Consider the following 14,383-nt stretch of genomic DNA (forward strand, 5'->3'; position numbering starts at 1 on the left):
CAGATGTTAAAAAAAGCAGTATTGACCGTTCCCGGCGGGACAGGTGATTTGTATCCTCTTGAGGTACAGTACAATCCTTCTACGCTGAACTTGTCGGTATCGGCAGGGGCAGTGTCCTATGGAAACCCACAGACTCATATGATGAATAGTCAGGTGGAGCAGAACACGGACAGCGGCGAACTTATTCTTTCCTTCGACCTGATCATAGATGATGAGGGAGGGCGTGATGTGAGAAAGACCGTACAGGGCTTTCTGGGCATGCTCTTTCGGGAAAGCGCCAGAAAGATTATATTCAGCTGGGGAGATGTGGATTTTGAAGGAGAAGTAGACAGGATGAATGCCTCTTTCGATATGTTCAGCAGTGAGGGCAGGCCAGTCCGTGGAAAAGTACACATGGAAATCATCCAACATGACTTTAAAGGGGTGGTGAATCGTGAATTATAGCAGCCTGAAGAATACTTATGGGGATTTTCAGCTGCCGAAGGCAGAAGTGGAAGTGGAAGGCAGAAGCTTTGATGGCAGGAAAGCAGGAATGCTGATAGGGAATGTATATGTAGATTTAAGCTGCGGATATGAAGCGTCCGAAGCGTCATTTCTTATCAGCGGCTGTGTGGACAAGAAGACAGGTGAATATAGGCTTAAAGAGCTGAAGCCCTATATACTGCTCGGTTCATATGTACTTATCAGGCTTGGATACAGTTCTGGTACAAAAGAAGTGTTCCGTGGGTTTATCTCCCGTACGGAATTTCTGAACGAAGACGGGGAGCCTTGCGTGAGAGTCACCGCTGTGGATGTAAAGGGCATCATGATGGCAAACTCCTATGCCAGACAGCTGAAGGCGAGATATGTAAGTGATGCAGTCCGTGAATTGTTTGATAAGCCGGCCTATCAGGAGCTGTCGGCAAGGGAAATCATAAAAAAGCTGGCAATTGAATCTACACCGGACAAGAACCGGGGAAATGCGGACAAGAACCTTGTATCAATGGAAATGGTTACGGAAAGCGATTATGAGTTTGCCGTAAGGTGGGCAAAACGCTGCGGATATGAATTTTTCACGACGCTCGGTACAGTCCATTTCCGAAAAGCATGGTCCGATGAAAAAGTGTATTATAAGCTCGGACCGGGAGAAGGCATGACACAGTACCGGATTTCATATGACTTGGGCGGACTCTTCGGTAAAGCCGAAATCCGTTGCATGGAGGATGGCAGAGGAGAACTTGTAAAGGCAAAAAAGACGATGAACAATAAGCTGTCTCTCGGCCATTATGCCGGCAAGCTGGTCGGACAGTCGGAGAAGGTATATATCGACAGTACTCTCCGTTCGAGGGAAGAGGCTTCCGAAAGGCTTGCATATCTGGCAGGCAAAGCGGCATACAGGTTTGGGACGCTGGAGTGCGAATGTGTAGGGATACCGGAGCTGCTGCCCGGACAGTTCATGGAAGTCGGCGGTCTTGGAAGCCCCGCCGACAACTGCTTCTATGTGGAGGAGGTACAGCACAGTATGGACAGCGCGGCAGGCTACCGGTGCCGCATGAAGGGCAGAGCCGTAGAAATCAAAGGTTGACGGAGGGTGAAAGATGTCTTTGTATGATGAAATGGAAGAGATAAGCAGCCGGCAGCAAAAGACTGCGGAAAGCGGGGGAGAAAGAATATACGGTGTCATACTGGCGGTCGTGGTTGAAAATTATAAGAAAGAGCTGCCCGGAATGGTGCAGGTACAGATACCAGTGAGAGAGGAAGAGAATTCTATCTATCGATGGGCGAAAGTGGCTCATATGTACAGTGGCAAAGAGTGGGGGCAATATTTCCAGCCGGAAATAGGCGACCAGGTGCTGCTTGCTTTTGAGCATGGCAATATTGAACGTCCTTTTATCGTCGGTTCGGTGCCAAGAAACAATGACAGGTTCATCAGCCAGTCGGCGAGGGAACAGAATGAGACAAAACGGATTGTTTCAAGACATGGCAATGAAATCGCCATCCTCGATGTAAAGGACAGCGACGGAGAAAAAGACAAGATTCAGATACAGACGAACGGCAAGGCCCAGAGCATATCGCTGGAAAATGAGAAAAGGCAGATTGTCGTCAGGGCAGAAGACAAGCTGACAATCAAAGTGGGTGACACGATTACGGTGACGCTGAACGGCAGCAGCGGTAAAGTCACGATAGAGGCAAAGCAGGTGCATATCCACGCCAGCGATTCCATGCGCCATGAGACAGATGGTTCCGCGGCACTGTCCGGCCGGAACACGACGATTTCAGCATCCGCGGCACTCAAGCTTGAAAGTAATGGCATGGCAGCGGTTAAGGGCAGCACCATAAGCCTTGGATAGCCTGGATTGCAGCCTGGGGAGCCGGTAAGGCAGACGGAAAGGAGCGTAAAGATGGAGGAGAGAGAAAGACCTGGCAGAGGCATGAAATTCCCTCCCAAAATCGACCGTACGACCGGTCGGTTCGTGTTGGCAGACGAAGAAGAGAGCGTAAAAGATTCGGTGTACCTGATTTTGATGACACAAAAAGGAGAGCGGCCGGCAAGGCCGGATTTTGGAAGCAGAATCTTATCTTTTCCCTTTTCAGATACGAATCCGACCACGCTGCATGTGTTGGAACGGCAAGTAAAAGAGACGATATTGACACAGGAACCGCGCATATCGGAGGTGGATGTGGAAACAGAATTCAGAGCGGAAGAAGCCTGCCTGTACATCCACATCCATTATACTGTAGCCCAGACGGGAAAAGACGACGATCTTACGATTCCGATGGAAACGGCATAGGAGGGCAAAGATGCTTGATAATAGGACAATGGACGATATCTGTTCCGAAATAAAGACGCTGGCCGCTTCTTATACGCCAGAATGGAACTTCTCTCTTGAGAAGCCCGATACCGGGTCTGTTCTGGCGTATATATTTGCAGAGCAGCTGAAAACAGTCATTCAGGAATATAATACACTGCCTGCAAGATATGAAGATGAGCTTGTGCGGCTGCTTGGAATCGTACCGAGAAAGCCGGAGCCTGCAAGAGCAGTCATAGTGCTGGAACCGTCCCCGGGGATGCAGGAGGGGAGCCTTATCGAGGAAGGGAGCCGCTTTTATGCGGAGATTAGGGAACGTGACACGCCGGTCGTGTTCGAGTCCTCACACGATGTGTTCCTGACCGATACAAGAATAACAGCTGCCTTTGCCATTTCTGAAAAGGACAGGACGGTCATCCCTCTTTGTAAAGAGGAGGAAGCACCTGCATACCCGATTTCTCTCTTCCGGTTCGAGCCCTATATTCCATATAAGAATGAGCTGTATATCAGACATCCTTGGCTGTTCCGCGGAGAGCTGTCCGAGTTTTCCATCGGATTTGGCAGCGCGGAAACGGCAGAGCTTCTCATGGATGACGGCCGGTTTGCCTTTTCGCTGCTTGTAGGAGGGGAGAAGATTCCCGTAACGAAAAAAACACGGCGCGGGGAATATATAGTAATCGGACAGGGAGCGGAGAGCGACACGCTTCTGATTGAACGCAGAGGTATACCAGATGATGAGTTTTTTCTCCCCTCCATATGCTTTACTGCGGCCTGCCAGTCAGCACCGCCAAAGTATCTGTATGACGGCACGCAGGAAATCACAGGGGATACGGCAGCTGTCTTTGGAGAAGAGATAAGCTTATATAAAGAATGCTATATCGGCTTTGACAGCAATCTTATCAGGGAGGGAACAGAGATTGCGGTGGACTTCGGGCTAGTGTTCAAATCGTGTGAAATGAGAGATGCCGTTCCGAAGGAAGAGGAGCTGAAGATGATCAAGCGAAGGCCCAATCCTTTGACAGAAGAGCAGATGGCGGAAGTATATATACAGGAGGTATCGTTATCCTATTATAACGGACAGGGATTCCGCAGGCTGCAAGTGCAGGGAAGCCTGTCCCACATCTTCTCAGGGCCGGAATATGAAGGCAAGAGAAGGATAGCATTCCTCTGCCCGAAAGATTGGGAGGAGATGGAACATGAGGGATATGGAGGGCATTTGATACGCCTTCAGGTTGTAAAGGCAGATTACTGCTATCACCGTCCTGCCAGGCACCATTATCCGTATCTCACAAATATGAAGGTAGTGTACTCTCAGCGGGAGACGCGGCTCCTGCCAGAGCAGGTAGTGAGAAGACAGGGGAATATGGAGACAGATCTGACCGGATATATCAAGAAAAAGAAACCTGTGCCGGGCTTCTTGAAGTTCCCTTACAGAGGAGAGAGCATGCTGTTCGGTTTGGACAAGAAGCCGGCAGGAGGTCCGGTCAGCCTGTACGTTGTAATTAAGAAAAACATCAATTTCAGCGGGATCCAGACTACTTTTGAATATTCTTCCCCTAAAGGATTCCAGCCACTTAAAGTATTGAACAATACGGAGGACTTGAAGAATTCGGGAACCATCCTTTTTGTACCGCCGGCCAACATGTCTCCCATGAATGTCGAGGGCGAGACGAGATACTGGATACGTCTCACGGCCAGGAAATCAGCTGCGGCCGAAATTGTCTATCCTGTGGCGGAGCATATCTATGTCAATGGCACGGAAGTCTGGAATGTGGAGCGAGGCCCTATAAAAGCGCAGTACGCAGAACAGGTGGTTCCGGGCATGTCGTTCCCCGCCCCTGCGGTTCAGCTGCTGGACGTGAAGATTTGGGCAAAAGAAGGGGGGAGGACGGTCTGCTATAAGGAGACCCCGTCTTTTGACCTTTCCACTGTAAAAGACAGGCATTACGTGGTAGACAGGGCCAGGCAGGAAGTTGTATTCGGAGACGGACGTACAGTCAGAATCCCGTGGAACACTGAAGGTGCCGCATTCACCATGGAAATCGTAAGCTGTGACGGCGAGGCAGGAAATGTGCCGGAAAATGCAATAGCAAATGCTGCGTTTTCTCTACCGAACGTGAACCGCATATACAACCCCCTGGCGGCATCCGGCGGCAGCAGCCTGGAGACAGAAGACAGTGTGAAACGGCGGGGACGTATGATGCTTGGAACAGGAGGAAGGCTTGTATCAGAACAGGACTATGTCAACGCGGCAAAGGCATTTTCCGGTACGGTTGCAAATGCCTGGTGCGAGGTAAGAGGAAGACGGATTATCCTTGCAGTGCTTATGCAGGACTACGAGGCAGGACCTCATTCTTTCCGGCAGATAAAAGAAGAGCTGACGGCATATCTGCTGCAGATGGCGCCGGCGTCTGTGAAAAAGAAAGACTTGCTGGTAAGGGAGCCGATATTTGTAAACGTGTCCGTGGAGTTATGGATAGCAGTAGAGGAATGGAAACGTGCGCTGGAAGAACGGAGCCGTATCCTGGAAGGACTGTACAATCTCTTCCGGCCGGTAAAGAGAAGGGGACGTGTGGAACCACGGGCAGGCTATATGCCTAAGGAATCCCAGATACTTATGGCGGTGCGTTCTTTTTCTGCCATAACAAGGATGGAACATGCCGCTATCACCGTAAGCTATGCCGATGAGCATGGAAAGCATACGACAGAGCTTGGCAGGCTTTCCCGGTCCCCCTTCATGGTGTGTACGAACGGGACACATGAGGTGCATGTATGATTGAGGAATTAGAACAGTTGATGGAAGAGGCGGTATCTTTAGCCGGAATATACTCAGAGGAGTGGACGAACAGGTATCCTTCAGACCCGGGTATTACAATATTGGAGAATCTGTCCGCGCTGCATTTCGTACAGAGAGAGGCCGCTGCACAAGTGACAGAGGATGCAAGAATCCGTCTGCTGAAGCTGGCAGGATTCATGCCGCAGGAACCGCAGAATGCAAGGCTGGCGGTGGAACTGGCCCAGAAAGGACCGCTCAGCTTTCCGAAACACCAGAAGTTCTATGTAGATGATGTCTGCTTTGAGACAGAGGGAGGTATCCGAGAGATACAGGGCCGCCTTCTCGGCGTATATGTAAAGGGGAAGGACGGATTCCATGAGGTAAAGGAACTGAAAGAAGGCGTGCCGCTGAACGCACGCCCTTTCGGCAGCTATCCGGCGGCAGGAGATGCGGTATACTTCCTCTTTGATGAGCTGCCTCGTGGAAGAAACGTAGGAGTACGGCTGTATGCAGAGGTAAGGACATCGGGAAACAGGAACCCATTTTCTGAGGGAGAGCCGGTGGATTTTGCCAGAATGCAGTGGAGCTGCCTGACCTCCCGCGGGCATGAAAATATAGTATTCCAGGATGATACACATGGATTTCTGCAAAGTGGAGGGATTGTACTGTGGATAGATACGGACCGGCTTGTAAAAGAGCAGGTCGGCTCCAGGAAGGGTTATATGCTCTGCTGCCGGATAGTTGAAGCAGCTTATGACAGACCTCCGGAAATCGAAGCAGTGTATGGTCCACTTTTCTTTCTCCTGCAGAGGGACACCCAATCCTTTTCCGTGAACTTTAAAGGAGGAGAAGATATCCGGATCTGGCCGGTCTATCCGGAGGAGACCTTTCTCTTTGTGTATGTAAAGGAGCAGGGGCGCCGGGATTATGTCAGATACACAGAATCGGCCGGCCCGGGCAGTGAAGAGGTACGAGGCAGACATTATGAGCAACGTAAGATGGAAGACGGAAGGATCCAGATCCGCTTTTTAGATAGACGGCATGGATTCTCACCTACAGAGGAAGAAAATGCTGTCATCGTCATCTGCTGCAACAGGGAGATGATGCTGCACCGGGAGCTTGGGGTGCTGGAGGGATGGGAGAACCAGAAGTTCGACCTCCCTCCCGGCGGGGGCACGGATGCAAAAGCGCTTCGAATCGGAGTGAGACGTCCGGATACCGAAGAGAACGCCGGCTGTATGTTCTTCCGCCCGGGTGCAGATAAGAGGGATAGTGTCTATTACACTTACGATGACGGCAGCGGTCAGATCTGCATCCATGATGCAGGGGCATATACTGGCTGCCATGTCTTTCTTGCGGATTATGCGCTGTCAGTGTGGGATGGGGGCAATATCCGTTTTGGAAACGAGCTTATATCTGCCGGCGGGAATGAAGGCGTCCATGTTCGTAATCCTGTGAAAGGAAGGGCAGGGCGGGCGTGGGAATCTGTAAAAGACATAAGAAAACGGTTTCTGCAGGATTTGATCCGGCCGGTATCCGCTGTGACAGAAAAGGATTATAAGGTGCTGGCAATGCAGACACCTGGTCTGTGCATCCGTAAGGTATCGGCTTATTATGAGGAGAGGAGAGACCAGATATGTGTAGTCGTCATGGCAGGGACAGAAGAATCCTTTCCCCGGCTGTCCCCTTTGTATCGAAGGCAGATAGAGCGGTATCTGGACAGAAGAAAGATTCTGACCGCGAAAGTGACAGTCAAAGATCCCACATACACACGGGTAGACGTGTATGTGACCGTCTCTGTCAGAGACAGGGAAAGATGGGATATTAAAAAGGCCAGGCAGGAGATTGCAAAGGAACTGGACGACAGAAGAAACGATAGGGAAATCGGGCAGATGATTTCTTTTGACCGCTTGTCCGGCCGGATACGCGCATGTCCAGGAACCGGACATATACTGGAGCTTAAGACCGTTCCAGCCGGCGTTCCCGGCAGACTCATCCGCCCGGGTACAGACATCCCCATCCCTCCGGACGCGGCATGTTATCCGGGTGAAATTGTAATACGTGAGGAGTAGGATGCTCTTATGAAAAGATATAAAGTTGATGGGACATTTTCAGTAATGCCCGGTACAGAGACGGGACGCGTCTTTCTCCCGGTAACAGACAGTATGGAGAAGAACACGATGTGGGGAAGGCTTCATACCAGGATGCGCCTGCCGGAAAAAGGGCTGTGCCACATATATACGCTGGCCGGCAATGATAGGGAAGAGATAGAACAGCTGCTTCGGTGTACAGAGGCAGGGCCGGATAAAAAAGCAGGACTTTTCTATACATATGGGAGGAAAGCCGGAACAAACAGCGAGGATGTACTGCTGTACGACATGAGAGGACGTTATCTCTGGATATACATAGAAGTGGCAGGACCGGGCAGAGCAGTTTTGGATAATATATTTATCGAGAATCCAGGGGATGAGTTTATGCAGATGTTTCCGGAAGTGTACCAGGAACCGGGCGGCTTCTTCCAGCGGTACCTTTCCGTATTGTCTACGTTGTATCGGGATATGCAGAAGAAGATAGATGAAAGCGCATCATTGCTTGACGAGGAGACTGCTGACCGGGAACTCGTCCGTCTGTATACAAGGTGGCTGGGGTTTGACGGCGCACGTCTGGGCTTGTCGGAAAAGGAAGAGAGGATGCTGCTTATGAACCTGTACTGGCTGAACCGGAGGAAAGGGACGAAAGAGGCTGTTCTCAGGTTGTGCGACATCTTTATGGAAGCGGGACCGAACGTTATGGAAGTGGGCAAAGAGGAACTTTTCCTTGCATTTGAGCGCCAGGCAGACGCAGACAGGAACAAAAAGTTCGCACGCATACTCGGACGCTTCCTGCCCGCGGGCTTACGTGTACGCATCGTATGTGGCAAGGAACCTGCCTGCTGCGACGGGCATATGTATCTGGATGTCAACGGCGTGATAGCCCCGTTCCCGGAAGGAGCCCTGGACACAGGGGAACAGTGTGGAAAATGCGTGGGGGTCTGACCCATGAGGGAGGTATAGGAAATGGGTGCATTTACGGCGATTGCAAAGGTCAGTGAATCGATGATGGACAGCTTAAAAGAACAGCTTGTGCCGGAGCTTATCCGGTTCCCGGGGCAGATTGTGCTATGCAGCCCTGCGCAGCGGGAGAATGCAAGCCTTGGCATATTCCTGTACGATATCCAGGAAAGCGAGGCGGTACGTCCCCAGACGATGATTGACATATCCGCGGACAGGCAGCAGTATCCTCCTGTCTGCCTGTCGCTCTATTATATGATAACAGCGTATTCCGATGGAGACGTGCGTTTCCGGTCTGTGCAGGAGGAGAGGATTCTCGGAAGGATTATCCAGTATTTTCATGATTATTCATTCATACTGCCTGGCGATAACATGACGCGGATTGAACTGCAGAGAGTGTCTACGGAAGATAAGCTGAAACTGTGGTCCTTCCCGGAAGAGCCATTTAAAGTGTCACTCTTTTATAAAGTGTCACCGGTTGCTATAGATTCCGCGCTTACAAAGGAAGTTACAAGGGTGAGAGAACGCAGGGTCAATATGAAACGGATGTGACGTTAAGGATAGTATGCAGGCGGCAGTGGAGAAAATGACGATGGATATGACAAGACAGATCGAAGAAAAGCTTAGATATGTGCTGTGGACAGCAGGTTTGGAAGAAGAGACGGGAGCGGTAAGGCCAGCCGTTTATGCGGAACAGGAAGTTCAGATATACCGCATGGAAGAACGGCACAGGCAAGGATGTCCAAGGATAATCGTTATCCTGGGGGCAGAAGGCTGCGGCAGGCGAACGCTGATGCGTAAGGCGGCCGCGCGGCTGGGAGAGCAGCTCATATGTGCAGATATGGAGATGCTGTATCAGTGCTGCCTGGAGAATGGAACGGCCGTTTTTCGTGTGCTGTCTGTCATGGTTACAGAGAAGAGAGCAATGTTCTGCCTGATTGCAGGACGTAAGGAAGACGATGAGGAACGGTGGAGCGAACTGCTGTATGGCCTTATAAAAGAAGGAATTTCTTGCTACGTGGTAACCGACAGAAGAATTGCACTTCCAAGGGAAGGGTGCTATGAACAGGCGGAAATCAGGCTTTGGCCTCCCGATATCACACAACGGGTGATGCTCTGGGAGTATTATCTTAGACAGGCAAAGGTCTCTGAAGAAGTAAAGGCCCCATTTCTGGCGGGGCGGTATACGCTGAACGCGGGAGCGGTTGAGCGGGTAGTGCGTTCTGCCGGACTCTACCGTGACGGCGAGGGCAGAAGCCTGATTGAGGAGCAGGATATTGTAAAGGCTGTGGAGATGTATCAAAATGAAAGTTTCAGCGAATTTGCGGTGCTGGTGCCGGCAGCATATTCATGGGAGGACCTGATTATATGTGCAGATACAAGAGCGCGGCTCCAGGAGTTGGCCGGTCAGGTCAAGTATAAGAGCCTCGTAGGAGGACAGTGGGGATTTTATGAAGGAAAGCCGTATGGACGGGGAATCAGTGCCTTGTTCTACGGTCCTTCCGGCACAGGCAAGACGATGGCAGCCCAGATTATCGCAGGGGAGCTCGGGCTGTCGCTATACCGGGTGGATATGTCCCAGATGATGAGCAAATATATCGGAGAGACGCAGAAGAATATAAGCAGCCTGTTTGACAAGGCAAAGGATATGGATATCGTGCTGCTTTTCGATGAGGCGGATGCGTTCTTTACAAAGCGGACCGGTGTAAAGGATTCCCATGACCGGCACTCGAACGGAGAGATTGCCCATCTGCTCCAGAGGATGGAAGACTACGAGGGAATCTCCATCCTTACGACGAACCTGAGGGACAATATGGATGAGGCCTTCCGGCGGCGTATCAAGATGATGATAGAATTCCAGCTGCCGGACGAACAGGAACGCAGGCTCCTCTGGCAGAAAGCGCTGCCTGCAAAGGCTCCCTCTGGAGACGACGTGGATCTGGACTTTTATGCCCGGCAGTTCGAGCTCTCCGGCAGCGAGATCAAAGAGACGATGCTGAACGCGGCGTTCCTTGCAGCGGCAGAGGGGGGAGCGATAGCAGACCGACACGTTAAGGCAGCGGTGAAGCAGTGCTATCTGAAGTATGGCAAACTGATGCTGCCGGAAGAGCTGGAAGGCAGATAGATGATCGGGGACAGGAAAGGTGAGTGAAAAAGGAGGTAGGAGGGATGGCACAGGCAGTAATTGACGGTGCGGTGCTGACGTGCAGCTTTGGCACAGTACCGTGTACGCTCCGCGTAACTTCACAGCAGATGTGCCAGGCGTGCGGAAAACCGGTGGCAACGATACAGGATATGGCAGGGAAGACTAATATATCGGGATTCGCCATGTGTACATCGCTGGCGAACCCGCAGGTGGCGTCCGCCACAGCAGCGGCACTCGGTGTGCTCACCCCGCAGCCGTGCAATTGTATGGCTGCGGCACCATGGATGAACCCGGGAAAGGCGCCTCTTGTCAAAAAGGTGCCGTGTCTTCGCAGCGATGCAAAGCTGATGTGCATGAACGGCATGGGCGTCATAACGATAACTGCCCCCGGACAGTTCAAAGTAAATGTGTAATACAGTTCAGACAGGAGGTGCCCTATGTACCAGTACGAAGAAAAAAAGAGGACACAGGTCAACAGGACCGGAATACCGGATCATGTAAAAGAAAAGTTCGAGAACCGTTCGGGGTATTCCTTTGATGATGTGAAGGTGCATTATAATTCTGACCGGCCGGCACAGTTCCAGGCGCTTGCGTATACGCAGGGGCAGGACGTGTATATGGGTCCCGGACAGGAACGGCATCTCGGCCATGAACTGAGCCATGTCGTACAGCAGATGGAAGGAAGAGTAGCCCCCACGAAAAAGGTAAACGGGCAGCCGGTGAATGATGATTCAGCGCTGGAGAGGGAGGCAGACCATATGTAACCTTACGGTATCTGAGCATAAAAGGATGGTGCGTTATGTGGAGCTATGAACAGGCAGAAAGAAAGCAGAAGAGACAGACAACGGCAGGAAACCGGAAGACAGGTGCCGGCTTTCTGCTGGTCCAGGAATCTCCCCTTCCATGGACATACAGTAATGTCATACAGCGGCGTCTGATGTCTCTCGAGGAGTTCCGGCAGATGACAGACCGGGGAGGCGAAGACAAAAGGGGGAAACGCAACAGAGACTACTATACCAGGCTGGACCGCTATCTGGAAATGTACCATGATGCATCTTCCACAAAGGAAAAAAAGAATATGCTGGAATTGATCATGCAGGAGCTTACAATCTGGCAGAGAAATAAGCCGAGATCTGCCAGAAACGAGGTGCGCGGCAGGCTGTTCATGCAGGTGGTGGAAGAGATGCAGAATGTGTTGCTGGAGGAAGGGGACGGCTTTTATGATAGCTTTTGTATCAGAAAAAGGCTTCTGGATGAGTGGAAAGCCATGGAGCGTGCAGTGCTCGCTGCGGAGACGACAGACTCTGGCACGGAGCCGGATTCTGTGGTTCGAAGAGGCAATGCGCTTGCGTCAGAGACATTTCAGATAGAAGCCGGATATGCAAGCGCCAGATTTCATGCTCCTATGTCCGTAGCACGGATATTAGAATATCTGTCTGTCGGCGTAGAGGCAGCTGCAGCCGCTGAGCGAAGATCTGCCTTTTTGAAATGTCTGGACAGCCTCCTGCCTGTCAGTACGCTGAAAGGAATCCATATGCTCATCAATGGAGCGGCAGAGCTAAGTGCCGGAAGCCATCTTCTTTTTGTGGGCAAGTCTGCAAAAGAGGGAGAGATAGCAGGTTATATGGATATATTCCTGCCCCGCCTTCGCATGATGAGCCAGTTTATTCTTGATATTGCCAAAGCTCGGATACCAAATACACAGCAGGCAGCAGCCTACGGAGAACGCTTTTTACTAGAATCAACAGGGTCGGATCCACATGTGGCAGGCATGCATGCGGTTTTCTTGTATGACAGAGAGACCTATGGACCTTCGTCCAGACCGGTGGGAGTGTACAAACCACATGATATGGCCTCGGACCGTATGTCCGCAGGAGACCAGTCTGCCAGACACGGGCCTGCAAGTATACTTTCTTATCTGAATCGGCTTTTGACAGAAGAAAACTTTGCTGCTTTCCGAGAAGAACATTCTGAGGACGAGTTTTTAGAGAAGATTCGATTTTGCCAGGTGGGCTTTGCCACACTGCCTGTCGATGATGAGAGCCATATTGCTGCGTATGCTGTAAAGCAGCCAGACATGACGTCAGTACAGGCCGCCAGCTACTTCTTCAATCTTGGGATGCTGCAGCTTGCGGCCAAGGTATACAGTATGCAGGATCTGCACCAGGACAATATCATGCCTGTTAAGTTGAAATCGGGCTGTGCGCCTCTCATTGTCGATGGGGAGGTGTCGTTTACAGAGATAGGTATACCGTCAGGAATACAGGAAGCCGGGCGGGCTAAAAAGGGACTTACCGCTTATTTCACAATAGACGGCAGACCGATGCAGCCGGATTTTAATTACATCCGGGCCGGTTACCGGTACCTCCAGTCTGTCATGTCTGATTCTGAGAATAATGAGAGGCTGCAGAAAGCAGTGAAGCCGCAGCTGTCTTATCTGACACGTGTAAGGATTCTCCCGTATTCAACGAGTCATTTAAAAGAGTATGTCGCCACTTACCAGAGCCGTATCATGGGAGGGAGCAGCAAGGCCGACCTCATACCGTTTTTGATGAAAATGGCCGAAAATGGTACCATCATGGACCGCTTCGGCCATGAATCCGGAAAAATCCGCCCTCTTGCGGATATATTGTCGGAACGCTATTTCTTCAAAGGGTCCAAAGTGCTGATCCATCATAACAGGTATGTGGAGAAGCTTGCCTCTGCCTGTGAACATGCCACCGTACCAGCCTTTGAACTCTATATTCCCGATGACCTGGAGGATAAGAACTGCTATGTATTACTGGATGCGGCCTCCACAGATACGTTGCCGGTGCAAGACATCATAGCCACGATCGTGCCGCCCCAGTCGCATATGTCCGCAAGGGAAATGCTCATAAGCGTCCGCAGGAATATGATACAAAATGTGGGAAAGTATAAGTTTGACACGGAAGAGGACGTATACGGTGCAGTTCTGCCGGATAAGAATGCTGTCAGGAGCCTGATGAGGACAACGAGCTATTCCGGCCGGACGTCTGCGTCAGAACGTGTCACAGCAGGAATGAAGAGATCTCGGAGTACAGCTTCTTTTAATGGGGAGATACCCACGGATATCGGAAAAAGACCGGCCCGGTTTGTGCCTGCTGTCTCACACACGGAAGGAGAGCACATACCACATTCTTCCGAACAGACGCGGGCAGATGTGCCGGAAGGACTGGTGTGCAATCACACGAAAGGGGACGGCAACTGCTTCTTCCATGCCGTTTATGAAGCTATGAATGATAAAAAATCAACGGCTGAATCACAGCAGCAGATCCGGAATGCTATTGCAGACGGCATGAGGACGAATGTCCGGCTCGCCGTATCCCATTTTGGACCTTTGACGAACGGAGAGTGTGAACGGTATATCAATAGTCTTACCACTCCCGGCAGGTGGGTGGACGATATGGGTCCTGCCATGGCTGCGGATTTTCTCTGTATCGAAATCTATATTTATGATGTCCATGGACATATATACAAGATAGAGGCTCCTCATCCATATGCCGCAGGGCCGGTATCGAAAGTCATCCACCTGCAGTATACAGGCAATCATTATAATTCGTATACGACGGCTTCATTATAGCAAGAGCATACCGAGAACATA

Annotated in this window: 12 protein-coding genes; all 12 read left to right on the forward strand. The window is 51.1% G+C overall.

The window, feature by feature from the left end:
• Positions 1-3: 3 nt before the first annotated feature.
• Genes HMPREF0980_RS12410 through HMPREF0980_RS12465 form a run of 12 tightly spaced genes read left to right on the forward strand, consistent with a single transcriptional unit; the run spans position 4 to position 14,362 of the window.
• Positions 4-444, forward strand: a complete 441-nt coding sequence (locus HMPREF0980_RS12410; RefSeq protein WP_049729411.1) for a CIS tube protein — start codon at positions 4-6, stop codon at positions 442-444.
• A complete protein-coding gene (locus HMPREF0980_RS12415) occupies positions 434-1,564 on the forward strand; it encodes a hypothetical protein (RefSeq protein WP_049729412.1) in 1,131 nt (376 codons plus the stop codon). Before HMPREF0980_RS12410 ends, HMPREF0980_RS12415 begins: the two co-directional genes overlap by 11 nt.
• Before the next feature lie 13 nt (positions 1,565-1,577).
• The gene (locus HMPREF0980_RS12420; RefSeq protein ID WP_049729413.1) at positions 1,578-2,330 is read left to right on the forward strand and encodes a phage baseplate assembly protein V; all 753 of its coding nucleotides are present in this window, start codon (positions 1,578-1,580) and stop codon (positions 2,328-2,330) included.
• Between the two features lie 51 nt (positions 2,331-2,381).
• Positions 2,382-2,771: a GPW/gp25 family protein gene (locus HMPREF0980_RS12425; RefSeq protein WP_049729414.1), complete on the forward strand. Its 390-nt coding sequence runs from the start codon at positions 2,382-2,384 to the stop codon at positions 2,769-2,771.
• Positions 2,772-2,781: 10 nt separating this feature from the next.
• Positions 2,782-5,565: a baseplate J/gp47 family protein gene (locus HMPREF0980_RS12430; RefSeq protein ID WP_049729415.1), complete on the forward strand. Its 2,784-nt coding sequence runs from the start codon at positions 2,782-2,784 to the stop codon at positions 5,563-5,565.
• Complete coding sequence (locus HMPREF0980_RS12435; protein WP_049729416.1) at positions 5,562-7,637, forward strand: baseplate J/gp47 family protein; 2,076 nt, start codon at positions 5,562-5,564, stop codon at positions 7,635-7,637. Before HMPREF0980_RS12430 ends, HMPREF0980_RS12435 begins: the two co-directional genes overlap by 4 nt.
• A gap of 9 nt (positions 7,638-7,646) precedes the next feature.
• The gene (locus HMPREF0980_RS12440; protein ID WP_049729417.1) at positions 7,647-8,600 is read left to right on the forward strand and encodes a hypothetical protein; all 954 of its coding nucleotides are present in this window, start codon (positions 7,647-7,649) and stop codon (positions 8,598-8,600) included.
• Between the two features lie 21 nt (positions 8,601-8,621).
• Positions 8,622-9,167 (forward strand): Pvc16 family protein, encoded by a 546-nt coding sequence (locus HMPREF0980_RS12445; RefSeq protein ID WP_049729418.1) that lies wholly within the window; start codon positions 8,622-8,624, stop codon positions 9,165-9,167.
• Between the two features lie 40 nt (positions 9,168-9,207).
• The gene (locus HMPREF0980_RS12450) at positions 9,208-10,740 is read left to right on the forward strand and encodes an ATP-binding protein (RefSeq protein ID WP_198146266.1); all 1,533 of its coding nucleotides are present in this window, start codon (positions 9,208-9,210) and stop codon (positions 10,738-10,740) included.
• A 44-nt stretch (positions 10,741-10,784) separates the two neighbouring features.
• A complete protein-coding gene (locus HMPREF0980_RS12455; protein ID WP_049729420.1) occupies positions 10,785-11,174 on the forward strand; it encodes a DUF4280 domain-containing protein in 390 nt (129 codons plus the stop codon).
• 24 nt (positions 11,175-11,198) lie between these two features.
• Positions 11,199-11,525: an eCIS core domain-containing protein gene (locus tag HMPREF0980_RS12460; RefSeq protein WP_049729421.1), complete on the forward strand. Its 327-nt coding sequence runs from the start codon at positions 11,199-11,201 to the stop codon at positions 11,523-11,525.
• A gap of 35 nt (positions 11,526-11,560) precedes the next feature.
• Positions 11,561-14,362 carry an OTU domain-containing protein gene (locus HMPREF0980_RS12465; RefSeq protein WP_049729422.1) on the forward strand — a complete coding sequence of 934 codons (2,802 nt, stop codon included), beginning with the start codon at positions 11,561-11,563 and terminating at the stop codon, positions 14,360-14,362.
• The last annotated feature ends 21 nt before the right edge of the window (positions 14,363-14,383 follow it).

The sequence above is a fragment of the Dorea sp. D27 genome, from assembly GCF_001185345.1.
In the GTDB taxonomy this organism is placed as follows: Bacteria; Bacillota; Clostridia; order Lachnospirales; family Lachnospiraceae; genus Extibacter.